This window comes from Billgrantia pellis, from assembly GCF_008297955.1.
Classification (GTDB): domain Bacteria; phylum Pseudomonadota; class Gammaproteobacteria; order Pseudomonadales; family Halomonadaceae; genus Halomonas; species Halomonas pellis.
In genome coordinates this window covers 93260-109700 of the sequence record NZ_VTPY01000003.1, presented here as the reverse complement: position 1 = coordinate 109700, position 16441 = coordinate 93260, and the positions used below count along the sequence as shown (strand labels likewise).

Annotated in this window: 15 protein-coding genes; 11 read left to right on the top strand and 4 right to left on the bottom strand. The window is 65.5% G+C overall.

Annotation, left to right across the window (positions count from 1 at the left end; all coding sequences use genetic code 11):
• Positions 1 to 84 precede the first annotated feature (84 nt).
• The gene (gene epmA / locus F0A17_RS06395) at positions 85 to 1059 is read left to right on the top strand and encodes an EF-P lysine aminoacylase EpmA (protein ID WP_149327529.1); all 975 of its coding nucleotides are present in this window, start codon (positions 85 to 87) and stop codon (positions 1057 to 1059) included.
• A 12-nt stretch (positions 1060 to 1071) separates the two neighbouring features.
• On the opposite strand, the gene asd is transcribed toward epmA, so the two are convergent.
• From asd to rsgA, 3 genes are all read right to left on the bottom strand, one after another.
• A complete protein-coding gene (gene asd, locus F0A17_RS06390) occupies positions 1072 to 1929 on the bottom strand; it encodes an archaetidylserine decarboxylase (RefSeq protein ID WP_149327528.1) in 858 nt (285 codons plus the stop codon).
• 165 nt (positions 1930 to 2094) lie between these two features.
• Positions 2095 to 2925, bottom strand: a complete 831-nt coding sequence (locus tag F0A17_RS06385) for a sulfurtransferase (RefSeq protein WP_149327527.1) — start codon at positions 2923 to 2925, stop codon at positions 2095 to 2097.
• Positions 2926 to 2952: 27 nt separating this feature from the next.
• Positions 2953 to 3999 (bottom strand): small ribosomal subunit biogenesis GTPase RsgA, encoded by a 1047-nt coding sequence (rsgA, locus tag F0A17_RS06380; protein WP_149327526.1) that lies wholly within the window; start codon positions 3997 to 3999, stop codon positions 2953 to 2955.
• Between the two features lie 86 nt (positions 4000 to 4085).
• On the opposite strand from rsgA, the gene orn reads away from it, so the two are divergent.
• The gene (orn, locus tag F0A17_RS06375; protein WP_149327525.1) at positions 4086 to 4670 is read left to right on the top strand and encodes an oligoribonuclease; all 585 of its coding nucleotides are present in this window, start codon (positions 4086 to 4088) and stop codon (positions 4668 to 4670) included.
• A 171-nt stretch (positions 4671 to 4841) separates the two neighbouring features.
• On the opposite strand, the gene queG is transcribed toward orn, so the two are convergent.
• Complete coding sequence (gene queG, locus F0A17_RS06370; RefSeq protein ID WP_149327524.1) at positions 4842 to 5945, bottom strand: tRNA epoxyqueuosine(34) reductase QueG; 1104 nt, start codon at positions 5943 to 5945, stop codon at positions 4842 to 4844.
• A 101-nt stretch (positions 5946 to 6046) separates the two neighbouring features.
• Here queG and F0A17_RS06365 point away from each other — a divergent pair, with 101 nt between their 5' ends.
• The 9 genes from F0A17_RS06365 (at position 6047) to hflC (ending at position 16423) form a co-directional block, all read left to right on the top strand.
• Positions 6047 to 7612, top strand: a complete 1566-nt coding sequence (locus F0A17_RS06365) for an NAD(P)H-hydrate dehydratase (RefSeq protein ID WP_149327523.1) — start codon at positions 6047 to 6049, stop codon at positions 7610 to 7612.
• A complete protein-coding gene (gene tsaE, locus F0A17_RS06360; RefSeq protein ID WP_149327522.1) occupies positions 7593 to 8093 on the top strand; it encodes a tRNA (adenosine(37)-N6)-threonylcarbamoyltransferase complex ATPase subunit type 1 TsaE in 501 nt (166 codons plus the stop codon). The genes F0A17_RS06365 and tsaE overlap by 20 nt, the downstream gene beginning before the upstream one ends.
• A 62-nt stretch (positions 8094 to 8155) precedes the next feature.
• Positions 8156 to 9574 carry an N-acetylmuramoyl-L-alanine amidase gene (locus tag F0A17_RS06355; RefSeq protein WP_422670688.1) on the top strand — a complete coding sequence of 473 codons (1419 nt, stop codon included), beginning with the start codon at positions 8156 to 8158 and terminating at the stop codon, positions 9572 to 9574.
• Positions 9571 to 11496, top strand: coding sequence for a DNA mismatch repair endonuclease MutL (gene mutL, locus F0A17_RS06350; RefSeq protein WP_228716825.1), 1926 nt, complete (start codon positions 9571 to 9573; stop codon positions 11494 to 11496). The genes F0A17_RS06355 and mutL overlap by 4 nt, the downstream gene beginning before the upstream one ends.
• Positions 11497 to 11511: 15 nt before the next feature.
• Positions 11512 to 12450 carry a tRNA (adenosine(37)-N6)-dimethylallyltransferase MiaA gene (gene miaA / locus F0A17_RS06345; RefSeq protein ID WP_149327521.1) on the top strand — a complete coding sequence of 313 codons (939 nt, stop codon included), beginning with the start codon at positions 11512 to 11514 and terminating at the stop codon, positions 12448 to 12450.
• A gap of 123 nt (positions 12451 to 12573) precedes the next feature.
• Positions 12574 to 12825 (top strand): RNA chaperone Hfq, encoded by a 252-nt coding sequence (hfq, locus tag F0A17_RS06340; RefSeq protein WP_104202110.1) that lies wholly within the window; start codon positions 12574 to 12576, stop codon positions 12823 to 12825.
• A 9-nt stretch (positions 12826 to 12834) separates the two neighbouring features.
• Positions 12835 to 14151 carry a ribosome rescue GTPase HflX gene (gene hflX, locus F0A17_RS06335; protein ID WP_149327520.1) on the top strand — a complete coding sequence of 439 codons (1317 nt, stop codon included), beginning with the start codon at positions 12835 to 12837 and terminating at the stop codon, positions 14149 to 14151.
• A 146-nt stretch (positions 14152 to 14297) separates the two neighbouring features.
• Positions 14298 to 15524, top strand: coding sequence for an FtsH protease activity modulator HflK (gene hflK / locus F0A17_RS06330; RefSeq protein WP_149327519.1), 1227 nt, complete (start codon positions 14298 to 14300; stop codon positions 15522 to 15524).
• Positions 15525 to 15526: 2 nt separating this feature from the next.
• Positions 15527 to 16423: a protease modulator HflC gene (gene hflC / locus F0A17_RS06325; protein WP_149327518.1), complete on the top strand. Its 897-nt coding sequence runs from the start codon at positions 15527 to 15529 to the stop codon at positions 16421 to 16423.
• Positions 16424 to 16441 lie beyond the last annotated feature (18 nt).

Here is a 16441-nt window from a genome sequence, read left to right as displayed (position 1 = left end):
TACGGTTAGCGGTCGCCGGCAAGCCGCGGTTCAACGTAGGCCACGCTGATTCGGCGTGGCCTTCATCGTTCTGGAGACTGTGTCATGGCAATTGACTGGCGGCCCACGGCGAGTATCGAGACGCTGCGCGAGCGGGCGCGGCTGCTGGACGAGGTGCGGGCGTTCTTCGCCGCGCGCGGCGTGTTGGAGGTGGAGACGCCGGTGCTGGGTCATGGTGGCAGCACCGACGTGCAGCTGGCCTCGCTGTCGCTGGAGGCGACCACGCCGGCGGGGCGCGAGCGGCTGTGGCTGCAGACCTCCCCCGAGTTCCACATGAAGCGCCTGCTGGCCGCCGGCAGCGGGCCGATCTTCCAGCTCGCCCGCAGCTTTCGCGACGGCGAGGTGGGCAGGCGCCACAACATCGAGTTCACCATGCTGGAGTGGTATCGCCCGGGCTTCTCCCTCGACGAACTGATCGAGGAGACCGTGGCGCTGATCCGAACCGTACTGGGACGCGATCCGGGCCCGCTGCGCCGCCGGCGCTACCGCGAACTGTTCCGCGAGGGGCTGGGGTTCGACCCCTTCAGCATCGAACTTGATGCATTACGGCAACTGGCCGGCGAGCGCGGCGGGCTCGATATGCGCGATGCCGGGCGCGACGGCTGCCTCGACCTGCTGATGAGCCTGGTCATCGAGCCCGAGCTGGGGCATGAGGGAGTGGATGTGGTGGTGGACTACCCGGCGAGCCAGGTGGCCCTGGCGCGGCGCCATCGCGACCCGGAGGATGGCGAGTGGGTCGCTTCGCGTTTCGAGGTCTATCTCGCCGGGCTGGAACTCGCCAACGGCTACGACGAACTCATCGATGCCGACGAGCAGCGTGCACGCTTCGCCGAGGACAACGCCGCCCGGCGGCAACTGGGCTTGCCCGAGGTAGAGGTCGACCGGCGCCTGCTCGCCGCGCTGGAGCACGGCATGCCGGCAGGCAGCGGGGTGGCGCTGGGCATCGACCGGCTGCTTCAGCTTGCTTTAGGGAGAGCGAGCGTGGCGGAGACGATGGCTTTCGCCACGCCCAATTGCTAATACGGACTTCTCCTAGACGAACTCGGGGCCGGGATCGGGAAATCCACCCAACGACTGGCCCATGCTGACCTTGGTCTTGGGCGTCAGGCTGGTATCGAAATCGACCTTGCCGGCGAAGGCCAGCACCACCGTGGAGCCAAGCTTGAAACGGCCCATCTCCTCGCCGCGCTCCAGGCGAATCGGCTGGTCGAAGCGGACTCGCTGCACCTGGCCGGAGAGCGGTGTGGTCTGTCCGGCCCACACCGTCTCGATGGCGGCGACGATCATCGCCCCGACCAGCACCACCGCCATGGGACCGTATTCGGTATCGAAGTGGCACACCAGGCGCTCGTTGCGAGCGAACAGGTTGGGCACGTGGTCGGTGGTGGCCGAGTTGACCGAGAACAGCCGCCCCGGCACGTAGACCATCTCGGTCAGGGTGCCGGCCAGCGGCATGTGCACGCGATGGTAATCCTTGGGCGAGAGATAGACGTTGGCGTAGCTGCCGCCGCTGTATCGCCGTGCGGCCTCGACATCGCCGCCCAGCAGGTCGACCACCGAGAAGCGATGTCCCTTGGCCTGCAGCAGACGGTCCGCCTCGATGGGGCCGAACTGGGAAAGGTTGCCGTCGGCAGGGGAGAGCAGGCCCTCGCCGAGGGGGCGGGCATCGGGCTTCAGTGCTCGGGTGAAGAAGTCATTGAAGGTAGCGTAGGCCGTGGGGTCGGGCTCGGCGGCCTCGCGCATGTCGACCTTGAAGGCCTTGATGAAGGCGCGGATCAGCGCATTCTTGAGCCAGGCGACACGGCATTCGGCGAAAAAGCCCACCAGCCTTGAGAGCAAGTGGTGGGGTATGGGGTATTGGAGCAGAGAAAATAGCTTGGATAGCGGCACGGACGGGAAGTCTCTTCAGAAGGTCTTTGGGTGATGGTGGTAGGGGGGAGCGAAACGTTCTCGAGCTTGACGCTGGAAGAGCGCCGCTTCGCCGCCGGAAGCATGAAGGAAACCCTGACTCGGTGGCGGATGGTAACGGGCTGGTTCCAGCTCCCAGCTTATAACTCACTTCTCTATCGGCGTATCGTCGCGGTTGCCCCATTCCTTCCAGGAGCCGGCATAGCCGCGGATCTTCTCGAAGCCCAGTGCCTTGCCCACCAGCCAGGTAAAGCCGCTGCGATGGTGGCTCTGGCAGTGAGTGACCACTTCCATATCGGGGGTGAGACCCAGCGCCTCGAGTTCAGTAATGAGTTCGGCGTAATCGCGTATGCGCAGCGCGCGCTGCTTGTCCATGGCGTCGGTCCACTCCATGTTCACCGCGCCGGGAATATGGCCGAGCCGCTTGTTCTCGCCCTTTTCGCCGCGGTACTCCCCCGGCGAGCGGGCGTCCCAGATGGCGAAGCCCTTCTCGCCGAGGCGCTCCTGCAGTTCGGCCCGATCGATGGCGACCTCGGGATGGAGGATCTCGGCCTCGTAGTTGCTGGGCCTGGGCTCGACCGGCTCCTGCGAAAGGGGTTGACCGGCCTGGCGCCAGGCGTGGATGCCGCCGTTGAGGTAGGAGTAGCGGGAGTGACCGATCAGCTCCAGGGTCCACAGCAGGCGACCGGCCCAGCCGCCGCCCTCGTCGTCGTAGGCCACCACGTGGGTGTCGCGGGTCAGGCCAAGCGACGAAAAGAGCCGTGACAGCGCTTCGGGGCTCGGTGCCTCGTTGGGGACCTCGCCCTCGCCTCGCAGCAGGCGACAATAATCGAGAAAGACCGCGCCTGGCACGTGTCCATCCTGATAGCTTTCGGCCTTGAGCGGCACATCGACGATCAGCAACTGCGGTGCATCGAGGTGCTCGGCGAGCTGTTCGGGCTCGACGATCAGCGGTAGCAGATTCTCTTCGGAACTCATGACGCTCCTCCTCTAGGCTCAATGTCGCTATGGCGGGCCGGATCGGGTCTCGTTGAGACTATCGACGATATGGCGGTAGCTGGCAAAACGCTCGGGATGAATATCGCCCTGCTCAACGGCTTCCAGCAGGGCGCAACCCGGTTCCTGGCGATGGCGACAATCGCGGAAACGGCAATGTCCGAGAAGGTCGCGAAATTCGATGAAACCCTCGGCCACCTGCTGCTCGTCCAGGTGAATCAGGCCGAACTCGCGAATGCCGGGGGAGTCGATCAGCTCGGCGTTGGCGGCTGCCGGCAAGCGATAGAGGCGAGCTGTGGTGGTGGTATGGGTGCCCTTGCGTGAATCCTTAGACAGTGCGCCAATACGTAGCGCCTCATCGGGTAGCAGTCGGTCGATTAACGACGACTTGCCCACGCCGCTCTGGCCGACGAAGACCGATGTACGGCCTTCCAGGCGTGCCAGTAGCGCATCGAGCCCCGTCTCGCCGGACGTCGTCGTGGCGACCACCGGATAGCCGAGCGCCTCGTAACGGGCCAGCAGCTCGCGTAGTTCACCGCCGCTATCCGGCAGCAAATCGATCTTGTTGAGTACCAGGGCCGGAGCGATACCGGTGGCTTCGGCAGCGACCAGATAGCGGTCGATCAGGTTGGGATGAGGCGCCGGCTCCACGGCGAAGACGACCAGGATCTGGTCGATATTGGCCGCCACCGGCTTGAGTTGCCCCCGTGCATCGGGCCGCTCAAGGACGTTCTGACGTTCACGGCGTGCCACCACGACGCCTTCGACGACACGGCCCTCGGCGTCGAAGGCGGCACGCCACACGACCCGGTCGCCGGTCACCAGGCCTTCGAGATTGGCGCGCAGGTGGCAGCGCACGGTATCGCCAGCTTCGCCCTGGACATCCAGGGTACGGCCGAAATGGGCGATGACCCGACCGGGCCGCTCGGGGCCGTATTCGCCCGCGGCGAGCTTCTGCGATTCCTGGGCGTCGCGCTGTTCGGCACGACGCTCGCGCTCGGCCTGTATCTTCTCGACCCGCCAGCGTTGCTGGCGACTTAGCTTGCGTTTGCTCATGGGCGCCCGAAGATCGTTACAATGCTGGCATTGTACCCAGCGTGGCTCGGCCTGTCCTGCCGCGCCCTTCAACCTGGAGCCTGACCATGCCCAACACTCCTGCGCCGCGCGAAGATCTGCTGGTGTGGATCGACCTCGAGATGACCGGACTCGAGCCCGAGCGCGAGCGTATCATCGAGGTGGCCACCCTGATCACCGACAATGACCTCAACCTCGTCGCCGAAGGGCCGGTGATCGCCGTGCACCAGCCCGACAGCCTGCTCGCGGCCATGGATGAATGGAACCAGAAGACCCACGGCGAATCGGGCCTGGTCGAGCGAGTCAAGCAGAGTCGTATCGACACCGCCGAGGCCGAGCGGCAAACCCTCGAATTTCTGCAGCAATACGTGGTGCCCGGCACCTCGCCCATGTGCGGCAACAGCGTGCACCAGGACCGGCGCTTCCTCGAACGCGAGATGCGCGAGCTGTTGGCTTTCTTCCACTATCGCAACCTGGACGTCTCCACCGTCAAGGAGCTGGCCAAGCGCTGGAATCCGGGCGCGCTGGCCGGCTTCAGCAAGCGCAATACCCACCAGGCGCTGGATGATATCCGCGAGTCGCTGGCCGAGCTGGCGCACTACCGCAATACCTTTTTGCGGCTGGCCGGCAGCGAGCGCGACGAGGAGGAGTGAGAGGTTCGAAGCTCGGTGTCGTGGCTATCCTGGCGCCAGGACTTCGCGGAGGCGCTGTGAACCCAACCCTGGGCGCTACTTTTGCCATCCATGGCAAAAGGCCTCCGTTTCGCCCTGTCCCCAGCGCCGCTCGCGTTGGTGCCTTAAGCAAAGGTAGCCTTTCGTGTGGCGCTAGGCTTGGCTGGCAATCAGACTGCCGCGCTTTTCCCGCTGCCGCTCGAGCGCCCAGCGCACGTGCTCGCGCACCAAGTCGGAGGGGTAGGCGAGGCGGGCGCGCAGGGCCGCCTCCACGCTCTCGCTCCAGGGCGCGTTGCCCAGCCCCACCGCCAGGTTGCGCAGCCAGCGCTCGTAGCCGATGCGGCGGATCGGGCTGCCGGCGGTCTTGTCGAGAAACTCCGCCTCGCCCCAGGCGAACAGCGACACCAGGCTGGCCCGATCCAGGTCGTGGCGCGGGGCGAAGTCGTCCTCCGTCGTGGTGCGGGTGAAGCGGGTGAAGGGGCAGACCAGCTGGCAGTCGTCGCAGCCGAACACGCGGTTGCCCATGGCCTCGCGAAAGCGCTCGGGTATGCTGCCGAACAGCTCGATGGTCAGGTACGAGATGCAGGCGCGGGCGTCGACCACCTTGTCCTCGACGATGGCGCCGGTGGGGCAGGCGGTGCGGCAGGCACTGCAACTGCCGCAGTGCTCGGCGTCGAACGGCGGATCGACGGGCAGCGGCAGGTCGACGTAGAGTTCGCCCAGGAAGAACAGTGAGCCGGCGCGCGGATTGAGCAGCATGGCATTCTTGCCCACCCAGCCGAGTCCGGCCTTGCGCGCCAGCGCCCGTTCCATGACCGGCGCCGAGTCGACGAAGGCGCGATAGCCGAAGGGGCCGATGCGTTCCTCGATCCACTTGGCCAGGGTGGCCAGGCGCTTGCGCATCAGCTTGTGGTAGTCGCGACCCACGGCGTAGCGCGAGACGTAGGCCGTCTGCGGCTGGCCAAGTACCTTGGCGCTCTCGACTTCGGCAGGCAGGTAGTCCAGGCGCACGCTGATCACGCGCAGGGTGCCGGGTACCAGCTCCTCCGGGCGAGTGCGCTTGGTACCGTGCTTGGCCATGAAGGCCATCTCGCCGTGACGGCCGGCATCGAGCCAGCGCTGCAGATGCAGCGCGTCCTCGGCCAGGTCGACATCGGCGATGCCCACCTGCTGGAAGCCCAGCTCGCGGCCCCAGGTCTTGATGGTCATGGCCAGCTCGGCCAGAGCAGTGTCGTCCAGGGGCGTGGATGAGGGCATGATCGAGAAAAAACCGGGCAAATACGTAGCGGGGGGATTGGCGCCAGCGTCACGACGCTTACACTCCCATGATAAAGCAACGCAGGCAGGGGAGACACCGGATGTCCAGCAAACGTTCCCATCCGTCGGCGAACGTGGCGCTTCGCCCGCTCTACCAGGCCGCACAAGTGCGCGAGCTGGATCGGCGCACCATCGCCGGCGGCGTCGAGGGGTTCGCCTTGATGCAACGTGCAGCCACGGCGGCGTGGCAGAGCCTAAAGGCCCGCTGGCCAGGCGTGAAGCGGCTGTCCGTGCTGTGTGGCGGTGGCAACAACGGTGGCGACGGCCACGTGCTTGCGGCGCTTGCGGCGGTCGCGGGGATCGACGTTCAGCGTATCGCGCTCAAGCCCCCCGAGGCGCTGAAGGGGGACGCTGCGCGCGCCGCCGAGATGGCCAGCGCGGCCGGCGTCGGCCTCGAGCCGTGGCGACCGGGGCTGGCTTTTTCCGGCGAAGTGGTCGTCGATGCGCTACTCGGCACGGGCATCACTGGCGAGGTGACGGGCGAATTTCGCGACGCGATCGAAGCGATCAATGCCTGCGGGCTGCCGGTGCTTGCCATCGACATCCCCTCGGGACTGGCCGCGGATACGGGAGCCGAACTCGGCGTGGCCGTGCGCGCCACCCGGACGGTAACCTTCATCGGTGACAAGATCGGGCTGCACACCGGGCGTGCCCCGGCGTTGGCGGGGGAGGTGCATTTTCGTGCCCTTGGCGTCGAGGCGCAGGCCCATGCCGATCTGATACCGATCGCCTACCTGCTCGACCGTGAGCTGATTGCGGCATGGCTACCGCCCCGCGAGCGGGACGCGCACAAGGGGGGCATGGGCCATGCGCTGATCCTGGGCGGGGCGCCGGGATTCGGTGGGGCGGCGCTGCTGGCCAGCGAGGCCGCCGCTCGGCTTGGGGCGGGCAGGATCAGCCTGGCCACAGCCCCCGAGCATGTCTCGGCCTGCCTGACCTATCGCCCCGAGGTGATGGTGCATGGGCTGCGTGGCGCTGCCGAGCTGGGTGAGTTGCCGGCCAGAGCCGACGTGCTGGTGGTCGGGCCGGGCCTCGGTCAGGGCGCCTGGGGACAGGGCATGCTGCAGGCGGCATTGGGCGAGTCGAAGCCGCTGGTGATCGATGCCGATGGCCTCAACCTGCTGGCGTCACGCTTCGACGGCCTGCGGCGGGACGACTGGATTCTCACGCCGCATCCGGGTGAGGCTGCGCGGCTGCTAGGGTGCAGCGTTGCGAAAATCGAGGCCGACCGCCCGGCTGCCGCGCGTGAACTGCAGCAGCGTCGCGGTGGCGTCGTGGTGCTGAAGGGAGCTGGCAGCCTAGTCGCGGGGCCGGAGGGAATGGCCGCCTGCCCTTACGGCAACCCCGGCATGGCCTCCGGGGGCATGGGTGACGTACTCTCAGGCATTCTCGGTGCGCTGTTGGCGCAGGGGATGCCCTTGGAAACAGCGGCACGCCTGGGAGTGACGGTGCACGCTCTCGCTGGGGATCTGGCGGCGCGCGACGGGGGCGAACGTGGTTTGCTGGCCGCTGATCTGGCATCCTATGCGCGAGTTCTCGTCAACCCCGGGCTCGGTCCGGGCTTTTACTCGCTTCAGGGGGGCAGCGATGCGCGTGCGACTCGATGACGAAGAGCGCCAGGTCGTCTTCGGGCAGCGCCTCGGCGATGCCTTGGCAGGGCGGGGTCGTGTCTATCTCGAAGGGGAGTTGGGAGCGGGCAAGACCACGCTGGCCCGCGGCGTCCTGCGCGCCTACGGGCACGAGGGTGCGGTAAAGAGCCCCACTTATACCTTGGTCGAGCCCTACGAGCTTGCAGGAAGGCGTATCCATCACTTCGACCTTTATCGCCTGGGCGACCCCGAGGAACTGGAGTTCATCGGGGGACGCGACCTGTTCGTCGACGATGCCCTGTGCCTCGTCGAGTGGCCAAGCCGCGGTGTCGGCTGGCTTCCGTCTCCGGACCTGGTGGTTACCCTGCGTCTGAACGGGAGCGGGCGTCTGGCCGCGCTCGAGGCCTTCTCGGACCATGGCCGAGGCGTCGTGGCCGCTCTGGAAAAGGAGGCTGCCCTTGCCGACATGATCATAGACCGGGAACGCGAAACGCCGTGAGCCATATTCGATCCTCGTTCGCACGCCTCTTCGATTGGCGGGGGGCGGCCGGCATCGGCCTGCTGGCGATACTGTGCCTGGCCTTGTTGCCCGATGCATCGGCGCGGGCGGCTCAGGTCGACAATATCCGGTTGTGGGCGGCCCCGGACCATGCGCGGCTGGTATTCGACCTCTCCGACCATGCCGAGGCCAATATCTTCACGCTCGACAATCCGCGGCGGCTGGTGATCGATCTCGACCGGAGCGGGCTCGATACCGACTTGGCGAGCCTGGACCTGGAGGGTAGCGCCATCACGGCGGTGCGCAGCGGAGTACGTGACGGCGGTGGCCTGCGAGTGGTGCTGGAACTCTCGCGCGAAGTGGAGCCGCGACACTTCACGCTACCGCCCAACGAGCAGTACGGCCATCGCCTGGTGGTCGATATGGAATACCCAGGTGAGAGTGCGGTACAGAACCCCATCGACCCCATCGAGGCCATGATCCGTGAGCAGGAGATCGCCGCCAATCGTCACCGCAACGAGGCGGACGAAGCGCCGAGCGCGGATATCGATGCGGCGGTGGTGAGCCAGCCGGCAGCACCCCATCCACGACGAGACATCATCATCGCCATCGATGCCGGGCACGGCGGCGAGGATCCGGGTGCCATCGGTCCCAGCGGCATCCGTGAGAAGGACGTGGTGATGGAGATCGCCCGGCGCCTGCAGCGACTGGTCGACGATACCGAAGGTTTTCGCGCCGTGATGATCCGCGATGGTGACTATTATGTCGGGCTGCGTCAGCGCACCCGCATCGCCCGCGAGCAGAAGGCCGACTTCTTCGTCTCCATCCACGCCGATGCCTTCAACAGCCCCAGACCCAACGGCAGTTCCGTCTATGCGCTGTCCCAGCGCGGTGCCACCTCCGAAACCGCCCAGTGGCTGGCTGCCAGCGAGAACCAGGCCGACCTGATCGGCGGGGTGGACGGCAATCTGTCACTCAATGACAAGGACGAGGTGCTGCGTGGCGTGCTGCTCGACTTGACCATGACGGCGACACTCAATGACTCGCTGGCCATCGGTGGCCAGGTGCTCGACCAGTTGGGGCGCGTCAACCGCCTGCACAAGTCGCGTGTCGAGCAGGCCGGCTTCATGGTGTTGAAGTCACCCGATATTCCCTCGTTGCTGATCGAGACCGGCTTCATTTCCAATCCCGACGAAGAACGCCGTCTGCGCGACTCGGGCCACCAGCAGCGGTTGGCCGAATCCATCTTCGCCGGACTGCGTTCGCATTTTCGCAGCAACCCCCCGCCGGCGAGCCTGCTCGCCTGGCAGCGCGACAACCAACGTTCGCCCTCGGGTAACGAGTACCGAATCCAGCCCGGCGACACGCTGTCCCAGATCGCCGCGCGGCACGGCGTGCCGGTGGGCCAGCTCAAGCAGGCCAATGAGCTTAACGGTGACGTGATCCGTGTCGGTCAGGTATTACGGATTCCCCGCTCATGATGGAACTTCGCGAGATGCAGCGCATTCAGGTACTGGACCCCAGGCTTGCCAACCAGATCGCCGCCGGCGAGGTGGTCGAGCGTCCCGCCTCGGTGGTCAAGGAGCTGGTCGAGAACGCCATCGACGCCGGCAGCACCCGTATCGAAGTGGAACTCGAGGCGGGCGGCGCGCGGCTGATCCGTGTGCGCGACGATGGCAGCGGCATCGCCGAGGACGACCTGCCGCTGGCACTGTCGCGCCATGCCACCAGCAAGATCGCTTCGCTCGAGGATCTCGAAGGCGTGGCCAGTCTCGGTTTTCGCGGCGAGGCGCTGGCATCGATCAGCTCGGTCTCGCGCCTCGAACTGATCGCCAACGTCGATGAGGATCCTTGTCATGGCTGGCGCGTGGTGGCCGAAGGACGCCAGATGGAGCCGCGGGTCACGCCGGCGCCGCATCCGCGCGGGACTTCCGTGACGGTGCGCGACCTGTTTTTCAATACCCCGGCCCGGCGCAAGTTTCTGCGTACCGAGAAGACCGAATACGGCCATGTGGAAGAGGCCTTCCGGCGCCTGGCCCTGTCGCGCTTCGATATCGCCTGGGTGCTGCGTCACAACCAGAAAACCGTGCACCAGCTTCCGGCGGGAAATGATGCCCCTCGTCGCGAGCGCCGCATCGCCGCGCTGCTGGGCCGTAGTTTCCTCGACAGTGCGCTGCATCTCGACCTCGAGGTAGGCAGCCTGCGCTTATGGGGATGGGTGGGCTTGCCCACGCATTCGCGCGCCCAGGCCGACCAGCAATATTTCTTCGTCAATGGCCGGGTGGTGCGTGACCGGTTGGTGGCGCATGCCATCCGTCAGGCCTACCGAGATGTGCTTTTCCATGGCCGCCATCCGGTCTTCGTCCTCTATCTGGAAGTCGACCCGCTGGTGGTGGACGTCAACGTTCACCCCACCAAGCATGAGGTGCGCTTCCGCGACGGGCGGATGGTTCATGACTTTCTTTTCTCCAGCCTGCACCGGGCGTTGGCCGAAGCGCGACCGGGGGAGCGCGAGACGCCAGCCACCGAGGAGGCCGGCGAACCCGAAGGGGAAGTGCGTGAGCCGGCCGGCCGCTGGCAGCAGCGACCGATGGCATTGCATGAAGCCGAGGAGGAGGGGCAGCGTATCACGGCCGATCGCGTGCGAGCCTTCATGTCCGGCTATCGCGCGCTGCATCCCGAGCACGAGGAGCGTCTGCTGACTCCCCGTACGCCCCCCGCAGCGGGGGAGGCCGATGTCGCGTTGGCACCGCTTGAGACGAAGGCTTCGGTCGCGCCGCGACAGAAACCCGACATGTCAGAGGCGGATGCCAGCGGCGTGCCGCCACTGGGCTATGCCGTCGCTCAGTTGCACGGAATCTATATTCTCTCGCAGACGGCTCGCGGCATGGTGATCGTCGACATGCACGCCGCTCACGAACGAATTGTCTATGAGCGAATGAAGGCTCAGGTTCACAGCGGTGCGCTGGAGGCCCAGCCGCTGCTGGTGCCGGTGTCGCTGGCGGTCAGCGCGGCGGAAGTGGCCACCGCCGAAGCCGAGCGCGAGGCCTTCGCCCGCTTCGGCGTCGAACTCGACGTGGCGGGCCCCGAAACGTTGCTGGTACGCCAGGTGCCGGCGCTGCTGGTGGACGCCGACGTTGAACCGCTGATTCGCGACATGCTCGCCGATCTCGAGCGCTATGGGCGTTCGGATCGGCTGGAGGCGCACGTCAACGAACTGCTGGCGACCATGGCCTGTCATGGCAGCGTGCGCGCCAACCGACGCCTGACCACGGCGGAGATGAACGCCCTGCTGCGCGATATGGAGCGCACCGAACGCAGCGGTCAGTGCAACCATGGTCGCCCCACCTGGGCCGAGATGTCGCTCAGAGAGCTGGACCGGCTCTTCCTGCGCGGACAATAGGGAACGCCTTCATCGATGTCTGACGAACGCCCACTCGCCATCCTGCTGATGGGGCCCACCGCCGCCGGCAAGACCGACCTGGCCATCGCCCTGCACGAGCGGCTCGATTGTGATCTGATCAGCATGGACTCGGCCATGGTCTACCGCGGGATGGATATCGGTAGCGCCAAGCCGTCACCTGAGGAGCGGGTCCGTGCGCCTCATCGACTGATCGACATACGTGACCCGGCCGAACCTTATTCGGCAGCCGACTTTCGCGAGGATGCTCGGCGCGAGATGCGGCAAATCACCGCAGCGGGCCGTATCCCACTGCTGGTGGGCGGTACCATGATGTATGCCAAGCGCCTGCTCGAGGGCGTGGCCAATCTGCCGGCCGCCGATCCGGTGATCCGTGAAGCATTGGCGCGGCAGGCCGAGCAGGGCGGCCTGGCGGCGCTGCACGCCGAGCTGGCCAGGGTCGACCCCGCATCCGCCGAGCGGATCCATCCCAACGACCCGCAGCGGTTGATGCGTGCGCTCGAAGTGTATCGCGCCAGCGGCGAGACGCTTACCGAACTGTGGCGTAGGCAACATCCTGAAAACTTCCCGTGGAAAGTGCTGTCGATAGGACTCGCCCCCGTCGATCGTGGTGTTCTGCATACGCGGATCGCCAAGCGCTTCGAGATCATGCTGGAAAGCGGTCTGATCGATGAGGTCGCAGCGCTGAGAGCCCGCGGCGATCTGCATCCCGGTCTGCCATCGATGAAGAGCGTAGGCTATCGGCAGGTATGGGAATTTCTCGACGGCGACGGTGATATCGAAAGGCTGCGTCATCGCACTGTCGTGGCGACCCGACAACTGGCCAAGCGTCAGTTGACTTGGCTGCGTCGTTGGCCGGCGTTGCACTGGGTCGATAGTCAGGCTTCCGACGCGCTGTCGAATATCCTGAAATTCGTGCGTGAAACGGGCTCTTAGCGTAATATGATGGCTTCGAGTGGCCGGGTGACCAGGCCGGACCGGCATGGTGTCGTGCCGTATGGCAGACAACCCAAGAACACAACTTCCACCCCTCATGAGAACGATTTAGGGAGAGGTAACATGTCCAAAGGGCAGTCCCTTCAAGACCCGTACCTGAACATTCTGCGCAAGGAGCGCATTCCGGTTTCGATTTTCCTGGTCAACGGCATCAAGCTGCAGGGTCAGATCGAGTCGTTCGATCAGTTCGTCATTCTGTTGCGCAACACCGTGAGCCAGATGGTCTACAAGCACGCGATTTCCACGGTGGTGCCTTCGCGTAACGTGCGTCTGCCGCCGCAGGATCCCGCGGCTCAGCCGGACACCAACGCATGAGGTCATTGATTGTTTTTTGAACGACCCGATGCCGGCGAAACGGCAGTACTGGTTCATGTCGACTTTCAGGACGAGCGAGAGCGCGAGGATCCGGGCGAGTTTATGGAACTGGTCCGCTCCGCCGGCGCCGAGCCGGCCATGCTGCTCAGCGGCAGCCGGCATCGGCCCGATTCGCGCACCTTCATCGGCAGTGGCAAAGTGGAGGAGCTACGCGAGGCGCTGGAAGTGCACGGCGCTGAACTGGCCATTTTCAACCACAGCTTGAGCCCTTCCCAGGAGCGCAACCTGGAGCGTGAGCTCAAGTGTCGCGTCCTGGACCGCACCGGACTGATCCTCGATATCTTCGCCCAGCGTGCACGCACCCACGAGGGTAAGCTGCAGGTCGAACTGGCGCAGCTCGAGTACATGTCGACCCGCCTGGTGCGGGGCTGGACCCACCTTGAGCGCCAGAAAGGGGGGATCGGCCTGCGCGGTCCTGGCGAGACCCAGCTCGAGACCGATCGCCGCCTGCTGCGCGCGCGCATCAAGGCGATCCACAAGCGGCTCGACAAAGTGCGCAGCCAGCGCAGCCAGAACCGTCGCGCGAGGGCTCGGGCGGAGATTCCCAGCGTCTCGCTCGTCGGCTATACCAATGCCGGCAAGTCAACGCTGTTCAATGCCTTGACCGAAGCGAAGGTCTATGCGGCCGATCAGTTGTTCGCTACCCTCGACCCCACCTTGAGGCGACTGGAGGTCGGCGACGTCGGCCCGGTGGTGCTGGCCGATACCGTCGGCTTCATTCGCCATCTGCCGCACAAGCTGGTCGAGGCCTTCCAGGCCACGCTGCAGGAAGCGGCCGAAGCGTCGCTGCTGGTCCATGTGATCGATGCTGCCGATCCCGATCGCGAACTCAACGTGGCCCAGGTCGAGGAAGTGCTCGACGAAATCGGCGCGCTGGGCGTGCCGATGCTCAAGGTCATGAACAAGATCGATCTATTCGACAGTGCGCCGCGCATCGAGCGCGATGGCCACGGTCGTCCCCAGGCGGTCTGGTTGTCGGCCCGGGAGGGGCGTGGACTCGACCTGCTCGAGCAGGCCTTGTCTGAATGCCTGGCCGATGACGTGATCGATTTCGCCATGGCGTTGACGCCGGATCAGGGGCGCCTGCGCGCGGGCCTGCACGAACTGGGGGCGGTACGCGGCGAGCACTATGAGGAAGGGGGACGGGTCAGGCTCGATGTTCGGCTTCCCCGGCGCGATTTCCTGCAGCTGATGGCTCGGCTGGGCGAACGGGCGGAGGATTATCTGCCGCCGCAACTGCATGAGCGACCGGAGTGGGACGCTTGACGCCTCGAATCGAAGGACCGACGGGGCGTCGGATTTTCCTCGCACGATAACGGTATCGGGCGCCTTCGGCGCCAAAGACAGGATGGCAACCGACTCTCTGGCCGCGGCGACGTCGGCGAGGGGGCAACGCATAGTGGAGACGACGTATGGCTTGGAATGAGCCGGGTGGCGGTAACCAGCATGACCCTTGGAGTGGCGGGGGGCGACGCGGCGGCAATGGCGGCGGTGGTGGGAACCGTGGCGGCAACCAGGGACCTCCCGATCTTGACGAGGCGCTGAAGAAGTTTCAGGACAAGCTCAACAGCATGCTTGGCGGTCGCGGCGGCAAGGGCGGCGGCGGTCGCGGCGGCAAGGGGGGCGGTCGCCCGCGCAATACCTTCGCTCTGCCCGGGCTGCTGCTCATTGTTGCCCTGTGTATCTGGGCGGCCTTGGGCTTCTATCTGGTCGACCAGTCGGAGCGTGGTGTGGTGCTGCGTTTCGGCAAGTTCCAGGAAGTCGTCAATCCGGGGCTGCATTGGAATCCTCCGCTGATCGACGACGTGCGCATGGTCAACGTGACGCGTGTGCGTTCTCTGACCCAGACCCAGTCGATGCTGACTCGCGACGAGAATATCGTCGAAGTCGAGATTTCGGCCCAGTACCAGGTGAACAGCCCGCGCGATTTCGTGCTCAACGTGCGCAATCCGCAGCTCTCCATCGAGAACGCGCTGGACAGTGCGCTTCGCCACGTGGTCGGCGGCACCGACATGATCGACATTCTGACCTCGGGACGCGAGATCCTCGGCAACTCCGTGGCGAGTCGTCTGCAGACCTACCTGGATAGTTACGGTACCGGGATTCGCCTGCAAACCATCAACATCGAATCGACATCGGCGCCGGCGCCGGTCATCGATGCCTTCGACGACGTGATTCGGGCGCGCGAGGATCGTCAGCGCACCATCAACGAGGGGATGGCCTACGCCAACGCCATCATCCCGGCCGCCCAGGGCCAGGCGCAGCGTCTGGTCGAGCAGGGGCAGGGGTATCGCGAATCCGTGGTGGCCGAGGCCCAGGGTCAGGTCAACCGCTTCAATGCATTGCTCTCTCAGTACCGCAATGCACCGGAGATCATGCGTGAACGCCTCTACATCGATGCCATGGCCGATGTCTTCGCCCGCACGCCGAAAGTGTTGCTCGACGTCAGCGATGACGCCCCTTTGATGTACCTGCCTCTCGACCAGCGACCCGGCGGTGGGAATCGCGGCGGGGGAGAAAGCGGCAGCGATGCCGACGGCGAGAGCGGCGAACTCGATCCGCGCGTGCTCGAGCGCCTGCGTTCCTCGTCGACGTCGCAAGGCAGCAATAACGGTGGTATTCGCAGGGAGGGCCGCTAAAAATGGTGAACAATCGTTCCTTGATCATCGTGGGCGGCCTGGCAGCGGTGGCCTGGCTCGCGAGCAACAGTCTCTACGTGGTCGACGAGACCGAGCGGGCGGTAAAACTGCGCTTCGGTGAGGTCATCGAAGAGAATATCCAACCGGGGCTGCATTTCAAGGTGCCGATCACCCAGACCGTGCGCAAGTTCGACACCCGGGTGCTGACGCTGGATACTGATACCAGCCGTTACCTGACGCTCGAGCAGAAAGCGGTGATCGTCGACTCCTTCGTCAAATGGCAGGTGGTCAATCCCACGCGTTACTACGAGGCAACCTCGGGTGACGAGACGATGGCGATCCGCCTGATACAGCCGCGGGTCGATGAGAGCTTGCGTAACGAATTCGGCCGCCTGGATCTGCAGCAGATCATCGCCGAACGTCGCGACGACTTGATGATCCGGCCCACGCAGGAGCTCGACGCGCTGATGCGCGACGAGTTGGGCGTGTCGATCCTCGACATCCGCGTCAAGCGCATCGACCTGCCCGACGACGTGTCGACTGCCGTGTATGACCGCATGCGCTCGGAACGTGAACGGGAAGCCCGCGAGTGGCGTGCCCAGGGTCAGGAAGAGGCCGAGCGGATTCGCGCCAACGCCGATCGCCGGCGTCAGGTGCTGCTGGCCCAGGCCAACGAGCGTGCCGAGACCCTGCGCGGTGAAGGGGATGCCGAGGCAGCGGCGATCTTTTCCGAGGCCTATGGCCAGAATCCGGAATTCTTTACCTTCTGGCGCAGCCTGAACGCTTATCGTGCCAGCTTCGACGGCGAGCGCGACATGCTGGTGCTGGACCCCTCGAGCGACTTCTTCCGTTATCTCAAGGGGCCGACGCCACTCGACGACACTTCCGGCGAGGAGTGAGATCGCTGCGGCGGCCGG

Bases quoted from the DNA above. Each gene is read 5' to 3' on its own strand.
- epmA (WP_149327529.1), top strand. From the start codon at position 85: ATGGCAATTGACTGGCGGCCCACGGCGAGTATCGAGACGCTGCGCGAG.
- F0A17_RS06385 (WP_149327527.1), bottom strand. From the start codon at position 2,925: ATGAGTTCCGAAGAGAATCTGCTACCGCTGATCGTCGAGCCCGAACAG.
- rsgA (WP_149327526.1), bottom strand. From the start codon at position 3,999: ATGAGCAAACGCAAGCTAAGTCGCCAGCAACGCTGGCGGGTCGAGAAG.
- orn (WP_149327525.1), top strand. From the start codon at position 4,086: ATGCCCAACACTCCTGCGCCGCGCGAAGATCTGCTGGTGTGGATCGAC.
- queG (WP_149327524.1), bottom strand. From the start codon at position 5,945: ATGCCCTCATCCACGCCCCTGGACGACACTGCTCTGGCCGAGCTGGCC.
- F0A17_RS06365 (WP_149327523.1), top strand. From the start codon at position 6,047: ATGTCCAGCAAACGTTCCCATCCGTCGGCGAACGTGGCGCTTCGCCCG.
- tsaE (WP_149327522.1), top strand. From the start codon at position 7,593: ATGCGCGTGCGACTCGATGACGAAGAGCGCCAGGTCGTCTTCGGGCAG.
- mutL (WP_228716825.1), top strand. From the start codon at position 9,571: ATGATGGAACTTCGCGAGATGCAGCGCATTCAGGTACTGGACCCCAGG.
- miaA (WP_149327521.1), top strand. From the start codon at position 11,512: ATGTCTGACGAACGCCCACTCGCCATCCTGCTGATGGGGCCCACCGCC.
- hfq (WP_104202110.1), top strand. From the start codon at position 12,574: ATGTCCAAAGGGCAGTCCCTTCAAGACCCGTACCTGAACATTCTGCGC.
- hflK (WP_149327519.1), top strand. From the start codon at position 14,298: ATGGCTTGGAATGAGCCGGGTGGCGGTAACCAGCATGACCCTTGGAGT.
- hflC (WP_149327518.1), top strand. From the start codon at position 15,527: ATGGTGAACAATCGTTCCTTGATCATCGTGGGCGGCCTGGCAGCGGTG.